Annotated in this window: 19 protein-coding genes; 8 read left to right on the plus strand and 11 right to left on the minus strand. The window is 72.1% G+C overall.

All coding sequences use genetic code 11. The annotated features are described in order from the left end of the window. Positions 1–38: 38 nt before the first annotated feature. The 5 genes from MKP15_RS09305 to MKP15_RS09325 form a co-directional block, all read right to left on the minus strand. Positions 39–236 carry a helix-turn-helix transcriptional regulator gene (locus tag MKP15_RS09305; protein WP_104939899.1) on the minus strand — a complete coding sequence of 66 codons (198 nt, stop codon included), beginning with the start codon at positions 234–236 and terminating at the stop codon, positions 39–41. Between the two features lie 10 nt (positions 237–246). After that, positions 247–828 (minus strand): hypothetical protein, encoded by a 582-nt coding sequence (locus tag MKP15_RS09310; protein ID WP_240212521.1) that lies wholly within the window; start codon positions 826–828, stop codon positions 247–249. Between the two features lie 3 nt (positions 829–831). Continuing rightward, positions 832–975, minus strand: coding sequence for a hypothetical protein (locus MKP15_RS09315; protein ID WP_240212522.1), 144 nt, complete (start codon positions 973–975; stop codon positions 832–834). Positions 976–1,146: 171 nt separating this feature from the next. Further along, positions 1,147–2,307 (minus strand): GGDEF domain-containing protein, encoded by a 1,161-nt coding sequence (locus MKP15_RS09320; protein WP_240212523.1) that lies wholly within the window; start codon positions 2,305–2,307, stop codon positions 1,147–1,149. A gap of 84 nt (positions 2,308–2,391) precedes the next feature. Continuing rightward, positions 2,392–3,141: an FAD-binding oxidoreductase gene (locus MKP15_RS09325; protein ID WP_240212524.1), complete on the minus strand. Its 750-nt coding sequence runs from the start codon at positions 3,139–3,141 to the stop codon at positions 2,392–2,394. Positions 3,142–3,240: 99 nt separating this feature from the next. Between MKP15_RS09325 and MKP15_RS09330 the strand changes: the two genes are divergently transcribed. From MKP15_RS09330 to MKP15_RS09345, 4 genes are read left to right on the plus strand one after another with little or no spacing between them, the layout of a single operon-like run. After that, a complete protein-coding gene (locus tag MKP15_RS09330) occupies positions 3,241–4,194 on the plus strand; it encodes an ABC transporter ATP-binding protein (RefSeq protein WP_104939903.1) in 954 nt (317 codons plus the stop codon). After that, positions 4,191–4,985, plus strand: coding sequence for an ABC transporter permease (locus tag MKP15_RS09335; RefSeq protein WP_104939904.1), 795 nt, complete (start codon positions 4,191–4,193; stop codon positions 4,983–4,985). Before MKP15_RS09330 ends, MKP15_RS09335 begins: the two co-directional genes overlap by 4 nt. 40 nt (positions 4,986–5,025) lie before the next feature. After that, positions 5,026–5,964 carry a 2-dehydropantoate 2-reductase gene (gene panE, locus MKP15_RS09340; protein ID WP_240212525.1) on the plus strand — a complete coding sequence of 313 codons (939 nt, stop codon included), beginning with the start codon at positions 5,026–5,028 and terminating at the stop codon, positions 5,962–5,964. Further along, positions 5,961–6,875, plus strand: a complete 915-nt coding sequence (locus MKP15_RS09345) for an NAD-dependent epimerase/dehydratase family protein (RefSeq protein ID WP_240212526.1) — start codon at positions 5,961–5,963, stop codon at positions 6,873–6,875. Before panE ends, MKP15_RS09345 begins: the two co-directional genes overlap by 4 nt. Here MKP15_RS09345 and MKP15_RS09350 read toward each other — a convergent pair. Further along, positions 6,872–7,684, minus strand: coding sequence for a TatD family hydrolase (locus MKP15_RS09350; protein WP_240212527.1), 813 nt, complete (start codon positions 7,682–7,684; stop codon positions 6,872–6,874). The two genes, MKP15_RS09345 and MKP15_RS09350, sit on opposite strands and share 4 nt — an antisense overlap. Before the next feature lie 77 nt (positions 7,685–7,761). On the opposite strand from MKP15_RS09350, the gene hrpB reads away from it, so the two are divergent. Continuing rightward, complete coding sequence (gene hrpB / locus MKP15_RS09355) at positions 7,762–10,263, plus strand: ATP-dependent helicase HrpB (protein ID WP_240212528.1); 2,502 nt, start codon at positions 7,762–7,764, stop codon at positions 10,261–10,263. A 246-nt stretch (positions 10,264–10,509) separates the two neighbouring features. Beyond that, positions 10,510–10,863, plus strand: coding sequence for a hypothetical protein (locus tag MKP15_RS09360; protein WP_240212529.1), 354 nt, complete (start codon positions 10,510–10,512; stop codon positions 10,861–10,863). A 38-nt stretch (positions 10,864–10,901) separates the two neighbouring features. On the opposite strand, the gene MKP15_RS09365 is transcribed toward MKP15_RS09360, so the two are convergent. Then, positions 10,902–11,444 (minus strand): pseudouridine synthase, encoded by a 543-nt coding sequence (locus MKP15_RS09365; RefSeq protein WP_240212530.1) that lies wholly within the window; start codon positions 11,442–11,444, stop codon positions 10,902–10,904. A 168-nt stretch (positions 11,445–11,612) separates the two neighbouring features. Then, entirely contained in the window at positions 11,613–12,383 is a 771-nt protein-coding gene (locus MKP15_RS09370; RefSeq protein ID WP_240212558.1) for a methyltransferase, read from the minus strand. A 200-nt stretch (positions 12,384–12,583) separates the two neighbouring features. Between MKP15_RS09370 and MKP15_RS09375 the strand changes: the two genes are divergently transcribed. Both MKP15_RS09375 and MKP15_RS09380 read left to right on the plus strand, forming a co-directional pair. Continuing rightward, complete coding sequence (locus tag MKP15_RS09375) at positions 12,584–13,540, plus strand: aldo/keto reductase (protein WP_240212531.1); 957 nt, start codon at positions 12,584–12,586, stop codon at positions 13,538–13,540. An 80-nt stretch (positions 13,541–13,620) separates the two neighbouring features. Beyond that, positions 13,621–13,974 (plus strand): hypothetical protein, encoded by a 354-nt coding sequence (locus tag MKP15_RS09380; protein ID WP_240212532.1) that lies wholly within the window; start codon positions 13,621–13,623, stop codon positions 13,972–13,974. Here the strand turns inward: MKP15_RS09380 and MKP15_RS09385 are convergent. The 3 genes from MKP15_RS09385 to mgtE all read right to left on the minus strand — a co-directional run bounded on the left by MKP15_RS09385 (position 13,934) and on the right by mgtE (position 19,077). Further along, positions 13,934–14,662: an alpha/beta hydrolase gene (locus tag MKP15_RS09385; protein WP_240212533.1), complete on the minus strand. Its 729-nt coding sequence runs from the start codon at positions 14,660–14,662 to the stop codon at positions 13,934–13,936. The genes MKP15_RS09380 and MKP15_RS09385 overlap by 41 nt on opposite strands. Positions 14,663–14,688: 26 nt before the next feature. Further along, entirely contained in the window at positions 14,689–17,403 is a 2,715-nt protein-coding gene (locus MKP15_RS09390; protein ID WP_240212534.1) for a bifunctional acetate--CoA ligase family protein/GNAT family N-acetyltransferase, read from the minus strand. Positions 17,404–17,706: 303 nt separating this feature from the next. Next, complete coding sequence (gene mgtE / locus MKP15_RS09395) at positions 17,707–19,077, minus strand: magnesium transporter (protein ID WP_104939913.1); 1,371 nt, start codon at positions 19,075–19,077, stop codon at positions 17,707–17,709. Positions 19,078–19,196 lie beyond the last annotated feature (119 nt).

Genomic DNA, 19,196 nt, shown 5'->3' on the forward strand with positions numbered 1-19,196 from the left:
GGGTTGGGTCCTGCCAGCCCAAGACGGGGCTGGCGGCGTCATGTGACAGCGGGAAAGAAAATATCCTCGATCCTGGCATCGAACAGGCGGGCGATGCGAAACGCCAGCGGCAGGCTGGGGTCGTACTTGCCGGTCTCCAGCGCGTTGACCGTCTGCCGCGAGACCTCCAGCCGCTCGGCCAGTTCCCCTTGCGACCAGCCGTGGGCTTCGCGCAGTTCACGCAGTCGGTTGTCCATGCCGGTCGGTTCAACCGTAGCGCCGGGAGACGACGATCTTGGCCAGGCCGTAGGCCAGGCACACCAGCGGGAACACCCAGATCATCGCCGCGCTGGCCGCCACGTCCAGCACCCGCGCCGATTGCAGCAGGCCGCCGGTGAGATACAGCAGCGAGACGAACGCCGCGGCGAAGCTGACCGCCTGCAGCTCGATGCGCTGCTGCAGTTCGTCGGCGTCGCGGATGTAGCGGATCATCGCCCGCAGGGTCATCGCGATCGGCGGCACCGGCAGCAGCGCGATGCAGGCACGCAGCGCGGTGCCTTCCACGCGCTTGAGCAGCAGGATCGACAGCACCAGCAGCACCACGTAGCCGCTCATGGCGATCATCATCTCGCGGCTGTAGCGCCGGCGCAGCGCCAGCGGCGCGGTGTCGCAGGCATTGGGCAGCTGCCGCCGCAGCAGCAGCACGAACAACAGGCCCACGGCCACGCCGAGGCAGATCCCGCCCAGCATGTCGGCGCTGTCGCCCGGCATCAGCCGCAGCAGCGCCAGGCCCGTCGCCGCGGTGGCGAAGGCGGCGGCGATGATCCAGCGGTCGAGTGCGCGTGCCATGGTTCAGCCCCCTCCGCGCACGCGCGCCAGCACCACCCGGCCCGCCGCGACGGTGGCCGTGCGTCCAGCGACGAACACGACCTGGCCGGTCGCGGCGACGCACGCGAACGCCGCGCCGGTACCTGCCTGGCTTACTGCTGCTTTCATGTCCGCGCCCCCCATGGCCCCATCCTTGTCAAGCAAGCTTTACAGGAGGATGCAGCGGCCATCCGCCATCTGTCAAGCGAGCTTTACAGCCCGGTGCCGCGCGGGCGCCGCCATCGACGGGCCCGCTGCCGGCGCGGATGCGGCCGGACGCTCAAGGTCGCGGCGCCGGCGCTACCCCAGGTCGCCGGCAACGCGGTTGCGGCCAGCGGCCTTGGCCCGGTACAGCGCCGCATCGGCCCGCGCCAGCAGGCTCTCCAGCCCGGGCACGGCATCGGCGACGGCCACGCCGATGCTGGCGGTGATGACGATCGTGCCGCCATCGCGCTGCAGCGGGCTGGCCTCCAGGGTCGCGCGCAGGCGTTCGGCCAAGGCCATCGCCTGTTCCATGCCGGTGTCCGGCAGCAGCAGCACGAACTCCTCGCCGCCATAGCGGCCGAGCAGCTGGTCGCGGCCGCGCAGGGAGCGCCGCAGGGTCCGTGCGGCGTGGTGCAGCACCTCGTCCCCGACCGGATGGCCGCGGGTGTCGTTGATCCGCTTGAAGTGGTCCAGGTCCAGCAGCATCGCCGCGAACGGCTGCTGCTGGTGCAGGCTCTGCGCCAGCTGCTGCTCGCCGTCGCCCATCAGCGCGGTGCGGTTGAGCAGCCCGGTCAGGCCGTCGCGACGGGCCAGCCGGCGCAGGTCCACCATCTGCCGCTCGACGATCAGCAGCACCAGCGCGAAGGTGTGGGCGAGCATCACGAACATGCCGCCGACGTAGGTGACGTTCATCGGCAGGCCGGCGCGCAGGATGTCGCCATCGGCGCCGGGCGCGACCGGGATCAGCGCCCGCACCAGGAACAGCGCCGCATCCAGCAGGAACACCACCGCCGCCAGCCGGCAGCTGCGGCGCACGTCGACCGGGGCATGGCGCAGCAGCAGCCAGGCCTCCCAGGTCTTCCAGATGATGATCAGCCCGCTGTACAGCGCCAGGCGGATGCCGAGGTCGGGCCTGGCCACGCTGAACCAGGCGATCGCCAGCAGGTAGCCTGCGCCCAGCACCAGGGCCGGGCGCACCGGCGCGCGGCGGCCGACATGCAGGGCCACGCCGAACAGCATCAGCATGCTGCCCAGCACCGCGAATCCGTTGCGCGCCAGGATGCCCACCGCCACCGGCAGCGGCAGCGGCACGCTGACCAGCACCGTGCTGGCCGCGCCCGCCCACATGCTTGCGGCCCACAGCCGGGGCACGGTCTGGCGGCGCAGGACCAGCAGGATCAGCGAAAAACCGGCGGCCAGGCCGATGTTCAGCAGCAGGCCGATGGCGGCGATGGTGGGAAAGTCCAGCGTGGTCATGCCCGGTGTCCTTGCGTCGAGCGGCACCGCCGAGGGTGGAGCAGCCTGCCGGATCATCGCGCCGCGTGGCGCGTGGGCACAAGCCTACTTGCTGCTGACGTACTTCTCGCGGCGCAGTTGCGGCAGCGGCAGGCCGGCCGCGCGGAGCGCCTCGAAACAGGCATCGACCATGACCGGGTTGCCGCACAGGTAGGCGATGTCGCGGGCCGGGTCCGGGGCGATTTCGGCCAGCTGCTGCTGCACGTAGCCGCTGCGCACGTCCGGGTGCGGATCGGCCGGCAGCTCGCGCGACAGGCACGGCATGTAGCGGAAGCCCGGGTGGGCATCGGCGAAGGCGCGGAAATCATCGGCGTACAGCAGTTCGGCCGGGGTACGCGCGCCCTGCAGCAGCACCACTTCCACCCCGCGCCCGGCCATCGCCCTGGCCAGCAGCGGCAGCATCGAGCGGTACGGGGTGACGCCGGTGCCGGTGGCGATCAGCAGGTAACGGCCGTTGTGGTCGCCCGGCTGCAGGCAGAAGCGCCCGAACGGGCCGCTGGCGGTGACGCACTGGCCGGTCTCCAGGCCCTCGAACAGGGCCGTGGCGGCACCGCCGGGCACGAAGCTGACCGCGATGTCCACCGCGTCGCCCGGGCCGAGCGCGTGGTCGTGGAGGGTCGCCAGCGAGTAGCTGCGCTTGGTGGCGGTGCCGTCGGCGTAGTGGAAGTGCACCTGGATGAACTGCCCGGGCTGGAAATCCAGCGGCTGGCCGTCGTCGCGGACGAACTGGTAATGACCGACGGTGGGCGCCAGCATGCGGCGACCGACCAGCTTGAGGGGGAATTGGACAGGCACGAACGGGAAACAGTGTGTAGCCGGGCTGGTGCCGCGGGGCCTCCTATAATAGCCCCTCGCACTCATCCGGCGCCGTCACCCCGGCGCGAAGGCCCGAGCTTGGACTCCCGAATCCCTCCCGTCGCGCCGGCACTGCGCGTCCATGATCTCCGCAAGACCTACGACAACGGCGTGGAGGCGCTCAAGGGCGTCTCGCTGGAGGTCGCCCCGGGCGATTTCTTCGCCCTGCTCGGCCCCAACGGCGCCGGCAAGTCCACCCTGATCGGCATCGTCTCGTCGCTGGTGAACCTGAGCGCGGGCAGCGTGCAGGTGTTCGGCACCGACCTGGTGGCCGAACGCAGCGCGACCATGCGCCTGATCGGGCTGGTGCCGCAGGAGATCAACTTCAACCTGTTCGAAAAGCCCTTCGACATCCTGGTCAACTACGCCGGGTTCTACGGCATCCCGCGCGCCGAGGCCGAGGCCCGCGCCGAGCAGGAGCTCAAGCGCGCGCACCTGTGGAACAAGGCGCAGATGATGAGCCGCACGCTGTCCGGCGGCATGAAGCGGCGGTTGATGATCGCCCGCGCGATGATGACCCGCCCGCGCCTGCTGATCCTGGACGAGCCCACCGCCGGGGTGGACATCGAGATCCGCCGCGACATGTGGAAGACGCTGCAGGAGATCAACGCCGCCGGCACCACCATCATCCTCACCACGCACTACCTGGAAGAGGCCGAGCAGCTGTGCCGCAACCTGGCCATCATCAACCACGGCCGGATCGTCGAGCAGGGGCCGATGCGCGCGCTGCTGGCCAAGCTGGACGTGGAAGGGTTCGTGCTGGACATCGACGGCGAGCTGCCGGCGCAGCTGCCGCACATCGAAGGCGCGCAGCTGGCCGCGGTCGACGCGCACACCCTGGACCTGGACATGCCGCGGGCGATGGACCTGAACCGCGTGTTCGACGCGCTGGGCGCCGCCGGCATCCGCGTGCGCTCGATGCGCACCAAGAGCAACCGCCTGGAGGAGCTGTTCGTGCGCCTCACCGGCAACCTGGAGAACACCGCCGCATGAGCACGCCCGCTCCCCTGACCGACAGCGCCCGCAACCGCGTGGCGCTGGGCACCATCGTCCGCCGCGAGGTCAACCGCATCCTGCGCATCTGGGGCCAGACCCTGGTGCCGCCGGCCATCACCATGACCCTGTACTTCCTGATCTTCGGTGGCCTGATCGGCTCGAAGATCGGCGACATGGGCGGCTACAGCTACATGCAGTTCATCGTGCCCGGGCTGGTGATGATGAGCGTGATCCAGAACAGCTACGGCAACATCAGCTCCTCGTTCTTCGGCGCCAAGTTCGGCCGCCACGTCGAGGAACTGCTGGTCAGCCCGATGCCGAACTGGGTGATCCTGTGGGGCTACGTCGCCGGTGCGGTGCTGCGCGGGCTGATGGTCGGCGCCATCGTGCTGATGATCGCGCTGTTCTTCACCCGCGTGCACGTGCCGCATCCGCTGGTGACGCTGAGCACGGTGCTGCTGGGGTCGACGATCTTCTCGCTGGCCGGCTTCATCAACGCGGTGTACGCCAAGAAGTTCGACGACGTGGCCATCGTGCCGACCTTCATCCTGACCCCGCTGACCTACCTGGGCGGCGTGTTCTACTCGGTCACGCTGCTGCCGGGCTGGGCACAGGCGCTGACCAAGGCCAACCCGATCTTCTACATGGTCAACGCGTTCCGCTATGGCCTGCTGGGCACCAGCGACGTGCCGCTGTGGGTGTCCTACGCGCTGATGCTCGGCTTCGTCGCCGCGCTGACCGCGCTGTCGCTGTGGCTGCTGCGGCGCGGCGTCGGCCTGCGCAGCTGAGCGCGCCCGTTTTTTCCCTGATCCCGATGGAGCCGGCAACATGCGCATCCTGATCCTTGGCGCCGGCGGTACCGGCGGCTACTTCGGCGGCCGCCTGGCCCAGGCCGGCGGCGACGTGACCTTCCTGGTGCGGCCGGCGCGCGCGGCGCAGCTGCAGCGCGACGGGCTGGTGATCCGCAGCCCGCTCGGCGACGCCGCGTTCGCGGTGGCGCATGTCACCGCCGACGCGCTGCCGGCCGTGGCCGCGGCGCGGCCGTTCGACCTGGTGGTGCTCAGCTGCAAGGCCTATGACCTGGACAGCTCGATCGAGGCCATTGCACCGGCGATGGGCGCGGACACCACGCTGTTGCCGATCCTCAACGGCCTGCGCCACTACCCCGCGCTGGACGCCCGCTTCGGCCGCGCGGCGGTGCTCGGCGGGCTGTGCTTCATCAGTGCCACCAAGGCCGCGGACGGTGCCATCGTGCACCTGGACCGGCCGGCGCGGCTGACCTTCGGCGAGCGCGACGGCGCCGGTGCAAGCGCACGCGTCGCCGCCCTGGCGGGCGCATGCCAGTCCGCCGGCATCGACCATCTCGCCACGGACGACATCGCCGGCGAGCAGTGGATCAAGTTCACCTTCCTCGCCGCGCTGGCCGCCGCCACCTGCGCAATGCGCGCCGATGTCGGCCACATCGTCGCCACCGACCACGGCGTCGCGTTCCTGCAGGCGCTGTACGGCGAATGCCTGGCCGCGGCCGCGCACGCCGGCCAGCCGATACCGGCCAAGGCGCAGGAGATCGCCCTGTCGGCGCTGACCCGGGCCGGCTCGCCGATCAAGGCGTCGATGCTGCGCGACCTGGAGGCCGGCCAGCCGGTGGAAGCGGCGCACATCGTCGGCGACATGCTCGACCGCGCACTGGCCGCCGCACACTCCGCGCCGCACCTGCGCGCTGCGTACTGCCATCTGCAGGCCTACGAAGCGCAGCGGCACGCATGACCACCGCCGGGGCGCTGCCGCAGCGGGTGCTGATCCTGGGGCTGGGCTTTGCCGGGCGCGCGCTTGCGCTGCACCTGCAGGCGCTGGGCGTCGCGGTGGCGGGCACGGTGCGCGATCCGGCGGCCGCGCCCGGCGATGGCATCGCGCGCCACCGCCTGCATCCGGACCACGCCCCCGACCCGGCGCTGCTGGCCGCCGTCGCCCGCGCCGACGCGGTGCTGTGCAGCGTGCCGCCCGACGCCGATGGCGACCCCGCGCTGCGCCTGCTCGGCGCTGCCCTGCAGGCCAGCCCGGCGCTGCGCTGGGTGGGCTACCTGTCCTCGACCGGGGTCTACGGCGACCGCGGCGGCGGCTGGGTCGACGAACACGCCGAAGCCGATGCCGGCGATGCCGTCGCGCTGCGGCGGCTGCGCGCCGAAGCGCAATGGCGCGCGCTGGCCGCCGCGCGCGGCATCGCCTCGGCCACGTTGCGCCTGCCCGGCATGTACGGCCGCGGCCGCAACGCGCTGGTGCGGCTGGCCCAGGGCAACGCGCGCCACATCGTGCGGCCCGGGCTGGTGTTCAACCGGCTGCACGTCGATGACCTGGCCGAAGCGGTGGTCGCGGCGATGCGCCGTCCGCTCCGCGATGCGTTGTACCTGCCGGCGGACGACGAACCGGCACCGCCGCAGGACGTGCTGGCGCATGCGGCGCGGCTCGGCGGCTTCGCGATGCCGCCGGCGCAGGCCTGGGATGACGCCTCGCTGGAGCCGATGCTGCGCCGCTTCCATGCGAGCAACAAACGCATCGACAGCCGTGGCACGCGCCAGGCGCTGCAATGGCAGCCGCGTTTCCGCAGCTACCGCGAGGGGTTGGCGGACGCCTGGGAAGCGGGCGACGGGCGCCCCGGTCCGGCCGGCCCCACGCCCTAGCCGGCCTCGGGCAGGCGGAAGAACGCGCGGGTGGCAGCGGTGGCGTTGGCCGCGGTGAGCGTCACCGGCTCGCCGCGGTCGCGTGCCAGCTCCTCGACGATGTGTGCCAGGAACGCCGGTTCATTGCGGCGGTGCTTGGGCAACGGCCGCAGCGTGCGCGGCAGCAGGTAGGGCGCGTCGGTCTCGATCATCAACCGCCCGGCCGGGATGTGCTTCACCAGCTCGCGCAGGTGCGCGCCGCGGCGCTCGTCGCACAGCCAGCCGGTGATGCCGATATGCCAGTCGCGGTCCAGGTAGTCGAACAGCTCGCGGCGCTCGGCGGTGAAGCAGTGCACCACCGCCGGGCCCAGCCGGCCGTCGAAGTTCTTCATCATCGCCAGGAAATCGTCGTGCGCGTCGCGCTGGTGCAGGAACAGCGGCTTGCCCACGCCGTCCACGGCAAGGTCCGCGGCCAGCTGCAGCTGCCGCTCGAACGCGCGGCGCTGGGCCGGTCGCGGCGAGAAATCGCGGTTGTAGTCCAGTCCGCATTCGCCCACCGCGACCACTTCCGGGTGCGCGTGCAGCGCACGCATCTGCGCGTCGCATTCATCGGTGTATTCGACCGCGTGGTGCGGATGCACCCCGGCGGTGGCGTACAGGAACCCCGGATGCCGCTGCGCCAGCGCCAGCGCCAGCGGCGAGTGCTCGCGGCTGGCGCCGGTCACCACCATCTGCGCCACGCCGGCGGCACGCGCGCGCTCCAGCACCGCGTCCAGGTCATGGGCAAAGGACTCGTGGGTGAGGTTGGCGCCGATGTCGATCAGTTGCATGGCCGTGGGCAGGGGTGCGGAGACGGGAACCACGCATTGTAGGCGGTCGCGCCGGCACGAACCCTTATCCTTGCGCGATGGCTCGCCCCGACTTCCCCATTTCCCCGCTGCTGCCGGCCATCGCCGACAGCCTGGCCGCGCACCCGCGGCTGGTACTCGAAGCCCCGCCCGGTGCCGGCAAGACCACCCAGGTGCCGCTGGCGCTGCTCGAAGCGCCCTGGCTGCAGGGCGGCCGCATTCTGATGCTGGAGCCGCGCCGCGTCGCCGCGCGCAGCGCCGCCCAGTTCATGGCCCGGCAGCTCGGCGAAGCGGTCGGCGAGACCGTCGGCTACCGCATCCGCTTCGAGAACAAGGTTTCCGCGCGCACCCGCATCGAGGTCGTCACCGAGGGCATCCTCACCCGCATGCTGCAGGACGACCCGCTGCTGGAAGGCGTCGGCGCGCTGCTGTTCGACGAATTCCACGAGCGCCACCTGTCCGCCGACCTCGGCCTGGCCCTGGCGCTGGACGTGCAGGCCGGGCTGCGCGAGGACCTGCGCGTCGTGGTGATGTCGGCCACCCTCGACGGTGAGCGGCTGGCGGCGTTCCTGGACGCGCCGCGCCTGTCCAGCGAGGGCCGCGGCTTTCCGGTGGAGATCACGCATTTCCCGGCGCGGCGCGACGAGGCGCTGGAAGCGCAGGCGCGGCGCGCGGTCGAGCACGCGCTGGCGGCGCATCCGGGCGACGTGCTGGTATTCCTGCCGGGCCAGCGCGAGATCGCGCGCGTGCAGGCCGCGCTGGAGCCGGTGCTCCCCGCCGCCACGGACGTCCTGCCGCTGCACGGCGAACTGCCGGTCGAGCAGCAGTCGCGGGTGCTGCAGCCCGACCCCGACGGCCGCCGCCGCGTGGTGCTGGCCACCAACGTCGCCGAATCCTCGGTGACCCTGCCCGGCGTGCGCGTGGTGGTCGACGCCGGCCTCGCGCGCGAGCCGCGTTACGACCCCAACAGCGGCTTTTCCCGGCTGGACGCGGTGGCGATCTCGCAGGCCTCGGCCGACCAGCGCGCCGGCCGTGCCGGCCGCGTGGCCGCCGGCTGGGCGCTGCGGCTGTGGCCGCAATCGCAGCGGCTGGAACCGCAGCGGCGCCCGGAGATGGCACAGGTGGAGCTGGCCGGGCTGGCGCTGGAGCTGGCCGCCTGGGGCAGCGACGCGCTGCGCTTCGTCGATCCACCACCGGCCGGCGCGCTGGCCGCCGCGCGCGAGCTGCTGCAGCGGCTTGGCGCGCTCGACGGCACCGCGATCACCGGCAGCGGCCGGCGCATGCTGGCGCTGGGCACCCACCCACGGCTGGCGGCGATGCTGCTCGCCGCGGCCAATCCGCGCGAACAGGCCCTGGCCGCCGATCTGGCCGCACTGCTGGAGGCGCGCGACCCGCTGCGCCAGGGCGGCGATGCGCTGGCCGCCCGCTGGCGCGCGCTGGCCGCGTTCCGCAACGGGCGCGCCCCGCACGATGCCAGCCGCAGCGCCCTGGCCGCCATCGACACGGCGGCGCGGCAATGGCGGCGGCGCCTGCGCTGCGATGCCACGCCGCCGGCCGACCTCGAGGCGCACGAACTGGGCGACCTGCTCGCCCACGCCTTTCCCGACCGCATCGCCGCGCGCCATCCCACCGACCCCCTGCGCTACCAGCTGGCCAACGGCCGCAGCGCGCGCCTGTTCGACACCAGCGACCTGCGCGGCGAACCCTGGCTGGTGGTCAGCGAGCTGCGCTTCGAGGCGCGCGACGCGTTGCTGCTGCGCGCCGCGCCGGTGGACGAGGCGCGGCTGCGTGCCGATTTCCCGCAGCGCTTCCAGCAGCGCGACGTGGTGCGCTGGAACGGCGAGCGGCGCGCGCTGGAGGCGCGGCGCGAATCCGGCTTCGACCGCATCGTGCTGGACAGCCGCCCGGCCGGCAGGGTCGATCCGGCACAGGCCGCGCGCGCGCTCACCGACGCGGTGCGCGAACTGGGGCTGGAAGCACTGCCGTGGACCGACGCCCTGCGCCAGTGGCGCTACCGGGTGCAGGGCCTGCGCCAGTGGATGCCGGAACTGGAACTGCCCGACCTGTCCGACGCGGCGCTGCTGGGCACGCTCGACGACTGGCTGCTGCCGGCCTTCGCCGGCAAGACCCGGCTCGACGCGCTGGCCGAAGCGGAGCTGGGCGAAGCACTGAAGTCGCGCATCGACTGGAACCTGCGCCAGCAGATCGACCGCCACGCCCCGGTACGGATCAACGTGCCGTCGGGGCTGGAGCGCGCCATCGACTACGCCCTGGACGACGACGGCATCAGCCCGCGTCCGCCGGTGCTGGCGGTGAAGCTGCAGGAACTGTTCGGCCTGGCCGACACCCCGCGCATCGCCGACGGCCGCGTGCCGCTGCTGCTGCACCTGCTCTCGCCCGGCGGCAAGCCGCTGCAGGTGACCGGCGACCTGCGCAACTTCTGGGAGAACACCTATGCGGAGGTGCGCAAGGAGATGAAGGGCAGGTACCCCCGACATCCGTGGCCTGATGATCCTTGGAGCGCAACTGCCACGCATCGCGCAAAACCTCGCGGGACGTGAAAGATCGTCTCCCGTGGCGACGGTGAAAGGGGAATGGACTATGGATTCATGCCTGACGCGGCCCGACACCCCGTGGCATGCGGATCATCGTAGGTGCGGGGCTCGCCCCGCACGCAACGACCGGAAGGCCGTGTGGGGCGAGCCCCACACCTACGGAGGAGTGCGTCCGCCCCGCTGGTGACTAACATTTCCTGCACGCGCATCCCGCGACACTGCATGCCCGCCCCCGCAACCGAGGATTCCCCCATGAGCAAGTTCAGCGACATCACCGGATCGGCCCTGGAACGGGCCATGGAACTGGCCGGCCACGCCGGCGACAGCCTCAGGCACGGCGGCTCCAACGCCGCCGACTGGCTCAAGGCCGGCGCCGCGATCGGCGCCATGAAGACCGGCGGTCGGGCCGTGGGCCGGGTGGCACGACGCAATCCCACCGCCACCATCGCCGTGGCCGCGGTCGGCCTGGGCCTGATCGGCTACGCGGTCTATCGCAAGAACAAGCGCGACAACGCCGCACTGGAGGCCAAGTCGCAGCAGATCGCCCAGCGCCGCCGCGCGCAGACCACGGTGGACGAGACCAGCGACATCGGCAGCGACGCCTGACCCATGCGGGCGCGCCACGCGGCGCGCCCGTCCCTGTCCTACCCCTGCAACACCCGCCACTGCCCGGGCTGCAGGCCATCGAGCGCATGCGCGCCCATCGCGGCGCGCACCAGGCGCAGCGTCGGCAGGCCCACCGCCGCGGTCATGCGCCGCACCTGGCGGTTGCGGCCCTCGCGCAGGGTGATCGCCAGCCACGCGTCGGGCACGGTCTTGCGGAACCGCACCGGCGGGTCGCGCGGCCACAGCGCCGGCGGTGTTTCCAGCAGCTGCACCCGCGCCGGCAGCGTCGGCCCGTCATTGAGCAGCACGCCGTCACGCAATGCCTGCAGCCGCTCCGGGCTCGGCACGCCTTCCACCTGCACCCAGTAGGTCTTGTCCTGCTTGTGCCGCGGATCGGTCAGGCGGTGCGCCAGGCCGCCGTCGTCGGTGAGCAGCAGCAGGCCTTCGCTGTCGTAGTCCAGGCGCCCTGCCGCGTACACGTTCGAGGGCAGGCCGAACCCGGCCAGCGTCGCCCGTGGCGGCTGGCTGCGGTCGGTGAACTGGCACAGCACGTTGAAGGGTTTGTTGAAGGCGATGAGCATGGCAGCCGGGCAAAACGATGACGATGACGATGACGACGGCAGACGGGGATGGCCGCAGCCGCGGCGTCATCCCCGCGCTGTGCAACCGGCCGCAACGGCAGGGCGCGCGGCCGCCGGCAAGGCGTGCCGCGCGGGCGTCCACGCGCCCAGCCCTGCGTTCGGCCCCGGTCAGGGCTTCACGAAGCGCAGCGTCATCCGGTCACTTTCGCCGATCGCCTTGTACCGGGCGGCATCGGCGGCGTCGTGGTTGTTGGACGGCGGCAGCGTCCACACGCCATTGGGGTGATCCTTGGTGTCGCGCGGGTTGGCGTTGATCTCGCTGCTCTGCTGCAGCCTGAAGCCGGCGGCTTCGGCCATGGCGATCACCTGCGCCTGGCCGACGTAACCGCTCTTGTCGTCGGCGGCGACGTCGGCCTTGGCGCGGTGTTCCACCACGCCCAGCGTGCCGCCGGGCTTGAGCACCGCGAAGAACGCACGGAACATGCCCTCGGCCTGGTCGGCCGCGCGCCAGTTGTGCACGTTGCGGAAGGTCAGCACCACGTCGGCCGAACCCGGCTTGCCCAGCACCGGCGCCGCCGGGTCATAGGCGACCACGGTGGCCTTGTCGAACAGCGCCGGCGCGGCGGCGAACTTCTTCTCCAGCCCGTCGCGGGTACGTTGCTGGTAGTCGCGGCCCTTGCCGGCCGGCAGCGCCATCGGGTCGACCACCGCGGCCACGTACTGGCCGTGGGCACGCAGGTAGGGCGCGAGGATCTCGGCGTACCAGCCGCCGCCCGGGGTGATCTCGACCACGGTCTGCTGCGGCTGCACGCCGAAGAACTCCAGAGTCTGCAGCGGGTGCCGGTACGCGTCGCGCGCGGTATTGGCCGGGCTGCGCCAGTCACCGCCGACCGCGGCCTGCAGCTGCGCGGACGCAGACGCGGCCGGCGCAGCATGCATGGCGGCGTGGTCGTGGCCGGCGTGTGCGTGGTCCTGCGCGGCGGCAGGCAGGGCGGCGAACAGCAGACAGGCGGCAACCAGCGGGGCAATGGTCTTCATCGGGAGATTCCACGGTTGGAGTCCGGCGAGCCTAGCATGCGTGCGCGGCGGGCCGCCGGCCGCTGCGTATATGCTGGAGCGCCGACGCCAAGGAGCTGCGCATGACCCGTTTACGCGAACTCGGCCGTTCCGGCCTGCAGGTGGCCCCCGTCGCCTTCGGCGGCAACGTGTTCGGCTGGAGCGTGGACGAAAAGACCGCCTTCGCCCTGCTGGACGCATTCGTCGAGGCCGGCTTCAACCTGGTCGACAGCGCCGACGTGTATCCGGCGTGGGTGCCGGGCAACACCGGCGGCGAGTCGGAAACCATGATCGGCCGCTGGCTCCGGCGCAGCGGCAAGCGCGACCAGGTGGTGCTGGCGACCAAGGTCGGCAAATGGGCCGAGCGCCCCGGGCTGTCGGCCGGCAACATCCATGCTGCGGCGGAGGATTCGCTGCGGCGCCTGCAGACCGACGTGATCGACCTGTACCAGGCGCACGAGGACGACGCGTCGGTGCCGCTGGAGGAGACCCTGGGCGCCTTCGCGCGCCTGGTCGAGGCCGGCAAGGTGCGCGCCATCGGCGCCTCCAATTACAGCGCCACGCGCCTGCGCGACGCGCTGAAGGTATCGGCCGACTACCACCTGCCGCGCTACGAGAGCCTGCAGCCGGAGTACAACCTCTACGACCGTGCCGGCTACGAAGCGGAACTGGAGCCGCTGGCGCGCGAACAGGGGCTGGGGGTGATCGGCTACTACGCGCTGGCCAGCGGCTTCCTCAGCGGCAAGTACCGCAGCGCCGACGACGCCGGCAAGAGCGGCGCGCGCGGTGCCAGGGTGGTCGCGCGCTACCTGGATGCGCGTGGCCTGCGCATCCTCGCCGCGCTCGACGATATCGCCGCCGCGCACCGGGCGACACCGGCGCAGGTCGCGCTGGCGTGGCTGATCGCGCGGCCCGGGATCACCGCGCCGATCGTCAGCGCCACCGGCGTGGAACAGCTGCACGAGGTGCTCGCCGCCGCGCGGCTGGCACTGTCTGCCGCGGACATCGCCCAGCTCGACACGGCCAGCGCGGGGGACTGAATGCGCCGCGGGTTGAACCCGGCGCCGACGCGGTCGTAGCATCCGTGCCACAGGGGGCGGACCGCGAACGGAGACCGCTCATGCAGAACCCGCACGGTGCAGACCACCACGGCCTGGATGTGGACGCGGAGATGGCGTACTGGCGCAGCGTCCATGCCATCGGCCGGCTCGGCCGGCACGCGTTCGAGCAGTACCGGCGACTGCTGCAGATGGGCCTGGAGCTCTACCGGGCATGGCCGCACGCCAGCGAGGAGCAGCTCTACCGCGCGCTGCAGGACAGCTACCATCGCCATGCACCGGCGCTGGCGGTGCCCTGGGACGAGGCCCGCTGGCGGGTGCGCCACGCCTGGCACCACGCCCGCCAGGCGCAATCCCTGGATCAGGCGCGCCGCTTCAGCCCGGTGCCAGCAACCAGTCGCGCAGCGCCGCACTGACCTCATCGGGCTTTTCCATCGGCGCCAGGTGCCCGCAGCCGGGCAGCAGCAACAGCCGCGAGTGCGGCGCCAGCGCGTGCATTTCCTCGCTGACCGCCGGCGGTGTGATGCGGTCGTTGGCCCCGCACACGATCAGCAGCGGGTCGCGGTAGGCGGCCAGCACGTCGTGGCCATCGCGCCGTTCCAGTGCGCTCTGCCGCAGGAACACCGCCGCGCCCAGGCGCGTGGTCATGTCGCGCACGCGCCGCACCAGCGCCTCGTCGTGCAGGCGCGAGGCATCGATGTAGCTGCGCATCAGCCGGTCGCCGAAACCGTGGAAGGTGCCGGGCAGGCGCACGCTGGCCTGCTGCGCGCGGCGCTGCGCGGCGCGCTGCGGCGAATCGGCGTGGATCGAAGTACCGATCAGCGCCAGCCGCCCGACCCGCTGCGGGGCGACGCGCAGGATCTGCTGGGCGACGAAGCCGCCCAGCGAGAACCCGGCCAGCGCGAAGCGCGGCGGCGCCTGCGCCAGCACGTCGGCGGCCACCGCCTGCAGGGTCGTCCCGCGGGTCTGGTCGCCAACGATGCAGTCGGTGATGCCGGACAGGTCGGCGATCTGCGCGCGCCACAGCTCGGCGTCGTTGAGCAGGCCCGGCAGCAACAGCAGCGGGATCTTCCCGGGAGCATTCCCGGCGGCGGTGGTGTGCATGGCGCCTATTGTCGCGCCGCTGGCACTCAGCCGGTACCGTCACCCGTGGAATGCACCGGCAGGGTGACGTTCATGATCGCCGGGTCGTCGGGATCGGGCTTGACCTTGAAACCGAGCGTGCGGCACATCGCCAGCATGGTGCTGTTCTCGCGCAGCACCTGGCCCTCGACCACGTTCAGGCCCTGCCAGCCGGCGTACTCGATCATGATCTGCATCAGCTTCCAGCCGATGCCGTGGCCCTTGAGGTCGGAGCGGATCAGGATGCCGTACTCGCCGCGGTCGTAGTCGGCGTCGGCGTGCAGGCGCACCGCGCCGAGCATGTCGCCGCTCTTCGGGTCGATCGCCACCAGCGCGATCGAGCGGGCATAGTCGAGCTGGGTCAGGCGTGCGATGAACTCGTGGCTGAAATGCTTGACCGACTGGAAGAAGCGCAGGCGCAGGTCGTCGTCGGTGACGCGGGCGAAGAACGCGCGGAACAGCGCGTCGTCCTCCGGCCGCACCGGGCGCACGAAGGCGCGGGCACCGTCGGACAGTTCGATGTTGCGCTCCCATTCGGTCGGATACGGGAAGATCGCGAAGCGCGGATGGCCGCGGCCTTTGTGCAGGCGCCGCACCGGGGCGATGGCGATGCGTGCGTCCAGCGCCATCACCCCGTCGCGGTCGGCCAGCAGCGGGTTGAGGTCCAGGCCGCGGATCTCGGGGATGTCGGCGGCCAGCTGCGCCAGCTTGACCAGCACCAGCGCCACCGCGCGTTCGTCGGCGGCCGGCACGTCGCCGTACGCTTTGAGGATGCGCGAGACCCGGGTGCGGCCGATCACCTCGTGCGCCAGGCGCAGGTCCAGCGGCGGCAGCGCCAGGGTCTTGTCGTCGATCACTTCCACCGCGGTGCCGCCGCGGCCGAACACCAGCACCGGCCCGAACACCGGATCGTCGGCGATGCCGGCGATCAGTTCGCGCGCCTTGGGCCGCACCAGGGTCTGCTGCAGCAGCACGCCCTCGATGCGCGCCTGCGGGCGCAGTTCGCGCGCGCGCTGCAGGATCGAGGTCGCCGCCATGTGCACCGCCTGCAGCGTGCCCAGGTTCAGGCGCACGCCATCGACGTCGGACTTGTGCGGGATGTCCGGCGACAGCACCTTGACCGCCACGGTCGCGCCGCGCTCGAGCAGCGGCTGCGCCAGCTCCATCGCCTCGTGCGCGTCGCGCGCGACCATCACCGCCAGCGACGGGATGCCATAGGCCTGCAGCAGCGCGTGCGTGGCCACCGGGTCCAGCCACTGCTGGCCGCGCGCCAGCGCCGACTCCACCAGCGCGCGCGCGGCCGCCGCGTCCACCACGAAATCGGCCGGCAGGCTGGGCGGCGTCTCCATCAGCGCCGCCTGCGCCTGGCGGTAGCGCACCAGGTGCTGGAACCCGCGCACCGCCTCGGCCTCGCTGGGATAGGTGGGCACCCGCGCGGTATTGAGCGTGGCGGTGGCCTGCTCGTCGTTGCCCAGCCACACCGCGAACACCGGCTTGTCGCGCAGCTGCCGCGAGCGCAGCCCGAGGGTGCGGGTCAATGCCTGCGCCGCATCGGCCGACGAGGTGAACGCGGTGGGCACGTTGACCACCAGCAGCGCGTCGTTGGCCTCGTCGGCCAGCAGCGCCTCCACCGCCGCGGCGTAACGGTCGCCGCCGGCATCGACGATGATGTCCACCGGGTTGTCGCGCGACCAGCCCTGCGGCAGCGCCTGGTCCAGGTGCGCCACGGTCGCCGGCGACAACGCCGCCAGGGTGCCGCCCAGGGCCTGCAGCTGGTCCACCGCCAGCCGGCCGATGCCGCCGCCGTTGCTGAGGATCGCCAGCCGGTTGCCCGGAAACGTGCCGAGCCGGCCCAGGGTCTCGGCGGCGGTGAACAGTTCGTCGAGCGCGTTCACCCGCAGCAGGCCGGCGCGGTTGAACGCCGCCCCGTACACCGCATCGGATGCGGCCAGGGTCTGCGCGTGGGTCTCGGCGCGCGCCCCGGCGCTGCGCGGCTGGCGCCCGGACTTGACCACCACCACCGGCTTGGCGCGCGCCGCCGCGCGCGCGGCGGACATGAATTTGCGGGCGTCGCTGATCTGGTCGACGTAGAGCAGGATCGCGCGGGTACGGTAGTCGGCGGCGAAGTAGTCGAGCAGGTCGCCGAAATCCACGTCCAGCGCGTCGCCCAGCGACACCACCGCCGAGAACCCGATCGAACGTGCCACGCCCCACTCCACCAGCGCGGCGGCGATCGCGCTGGATTCGGAGATCAGCGCCAGGTCGCCGGCCTGCGGGGTGTGCGCGGCGATGGAGGCGTTGAGCCGCGCGTGCGGCGCGATCACCCCCAGGCAGTGCGGGCCGAGGATGCGCATGCCCTTCGGCCGCGCCGCCGCTTCCACCTGCGCGGCCAGCGAGCCGGGGCCGCGGCCGAGCCCGGCGGTGAGGATGATGGCCGCGGCCACCCCCAGCCCGGCGGCGGCGGCCACCACCTGCGGCACCATCGCCGCCGGCGTGGTCACCACCACCAGGTCCGGTATCCACGGCAGGTCCTTGAGCCGCTTGACCGTGCGCATGCCGTCGATCTCGGCGTGGCGCGGGTTGACCCAGCCGATCTGCCCGGCGAAGCCGCCCGCGCGCAGGTTGCGCACCACCGCGCGCCCGGCCGAGCGCTCGCGCGGGCTGCCGCCGACCACGGCCACGGAACGGGGACGGAACACGGTCTGCAGGTGGTAGGTGCTCATCGCGATGCCGGCAACGGGAACGCGGTCAAAGGTACACGCGTCGTGGTACCCGCGGCATGAGCACGATCAAGCGGCACGGTGCCCTGCGCGCCCGTCGCGACGGCAGGCGGCGGGGCACGCCGGGCCGTGCCGGCCGGGCGCACCGCGCCCCACGGGCGGCCATCGGCGGCGCGTGACGCCGGTGGGCAGCGCCTGGCGTCACCCAGGCGACGGCACCGGAGCCCTGCCCCGCGCCTGCCGTGGCAGCGCCGGCGGCGCCGACGCCGGCCACGTGCCGCGTGCGTGCCAACCGGCCCTTGCCCGCTACAGCAGCGTTCCGCCGAGGATCATCGCCGCGATGCTGAAGTAGATGACCAGCCCGGTGACGTCGACCAGGGTGGCCACGAACGGCGCCGACGCACTGGCCGGGTCGAAGCCCAGCCGCTTGAGCACGAACGGCAGCATCGACCCGGACAGCGAGCCGAAGGTGACGATGCCCACCAGCGCCGCGCCGATGGTCAGCGCCAGCAGCTTCCAGTGCGCGCCGTAGTCGTGCAGGCCGGTCAGTTGCCAGATGCTGATGCGGGCGATGGCCAGCAGGCCGAGGATGCCGCCCAGCACCGCGCCGGTCGGCAGTTCGCGCAGCGCCACCTTCCACCAGTCGCGCAGGCGCAGTTCATGCAGCGCCAGCGAGCGGATCAGCAGCGAGGTCGCCTGCGAACCCGAGTTGCCGCCCGAACTCATGATCAGCGGGATGAACAGGGTCAGCACCACCGCGCGCGCCAGTTCGTCCTCGTAGTGCTGCATGGCGCTGGCGGTGAGCATTTCGCCCAGGAACAACACGCTCAGCCAGCCGGCGCGCTTGCGGATCATGTCGAAGAACCCGATCTGCATGTACGGCCGGTCCAGCGCCTCGACGCCACCGAACTTGTGCACGTCCTCGGTGGATTCGTCGATCAGCGCGTCGAGGATGTCGTCCACGGTGACGATGCCCAGCATGCGCCGCTGCGCGTCCACCACCGGGATCGCCAGCAGGTCGTGGCGGCGGATCAGCTGCGCCACTTCCTCCTGGTCCAGCTCCGGGCCGACGCTCACCGGCGGGTTGACCTGGGCCACGTCGAGGATCGAGTCCGACGGCGCGCCGGTGATCAGCCGGCGCATGGTCACCACCTGCAGCAGCTGCGCGGTGCGCGGGTCGAGCACGTAGATCGCGTAGACCGTCTCGCGGCTGCGCTCGACCTCGCGGATGTGCTGCAGCGTGCGCGCCACGGTCCAGTCGGCGGGGACGCTGACGAACTCGGTGGTCATCAGTGCGCCGGCGGTGTTGGGCGGGTAGCTGAGCAGCAGCTGGATCGAGCGGCGCGCGGCCGGGTCGAGCAGCGGGATCAGCCGCGCGCGCTCGTCCTCGTCCAGCTCATGGACGATGTCGGTGGCGCGGTCGTCGGCCATCAGCCCCAGCAGCGCGGCGGCCCGGGCCGGCGGCATCGCCGCGACCAGCTCGCCGGCATGCTGCAGCTCCGGCGCTTCCAGCAGCTTGACCGCGCGCGGCAACGGCAATGCCGCCAGCACCGCGCCGGCTTCGGCCTGTTCGAGCTGGTTGAGATAGACCACCGCGTCGGCGGTGTTGAACCCGGCCAGGGGTGCGCCCAGGGCGCTGGCGTCCGCTGCCGGACGCAGGAGTTGCTTCTGGTTCATCGTGTTTCGCCTTGCCGACCGGGTCGGCTGCTGGGTTGCGGGCGCAACGCCGGCAGCGGCGAAACACCCACTCAGGCGTTGGCCGTCACCGACGTCGGACGAGATCGACTTGTACTGTC

The organism is Stenotrophomonas sp. Y6, from assembly GCF_022436665.1.
In the GTDB taxonomy this organism is placed as follows: domain Bacteria; phylum Pseudomonadota; class Gammaproteobacteria; order Xanthomonadales; family Xanthomonadaceae; genus Stenotrophomonas; species Stenotrophomonas acidaminiphila_A.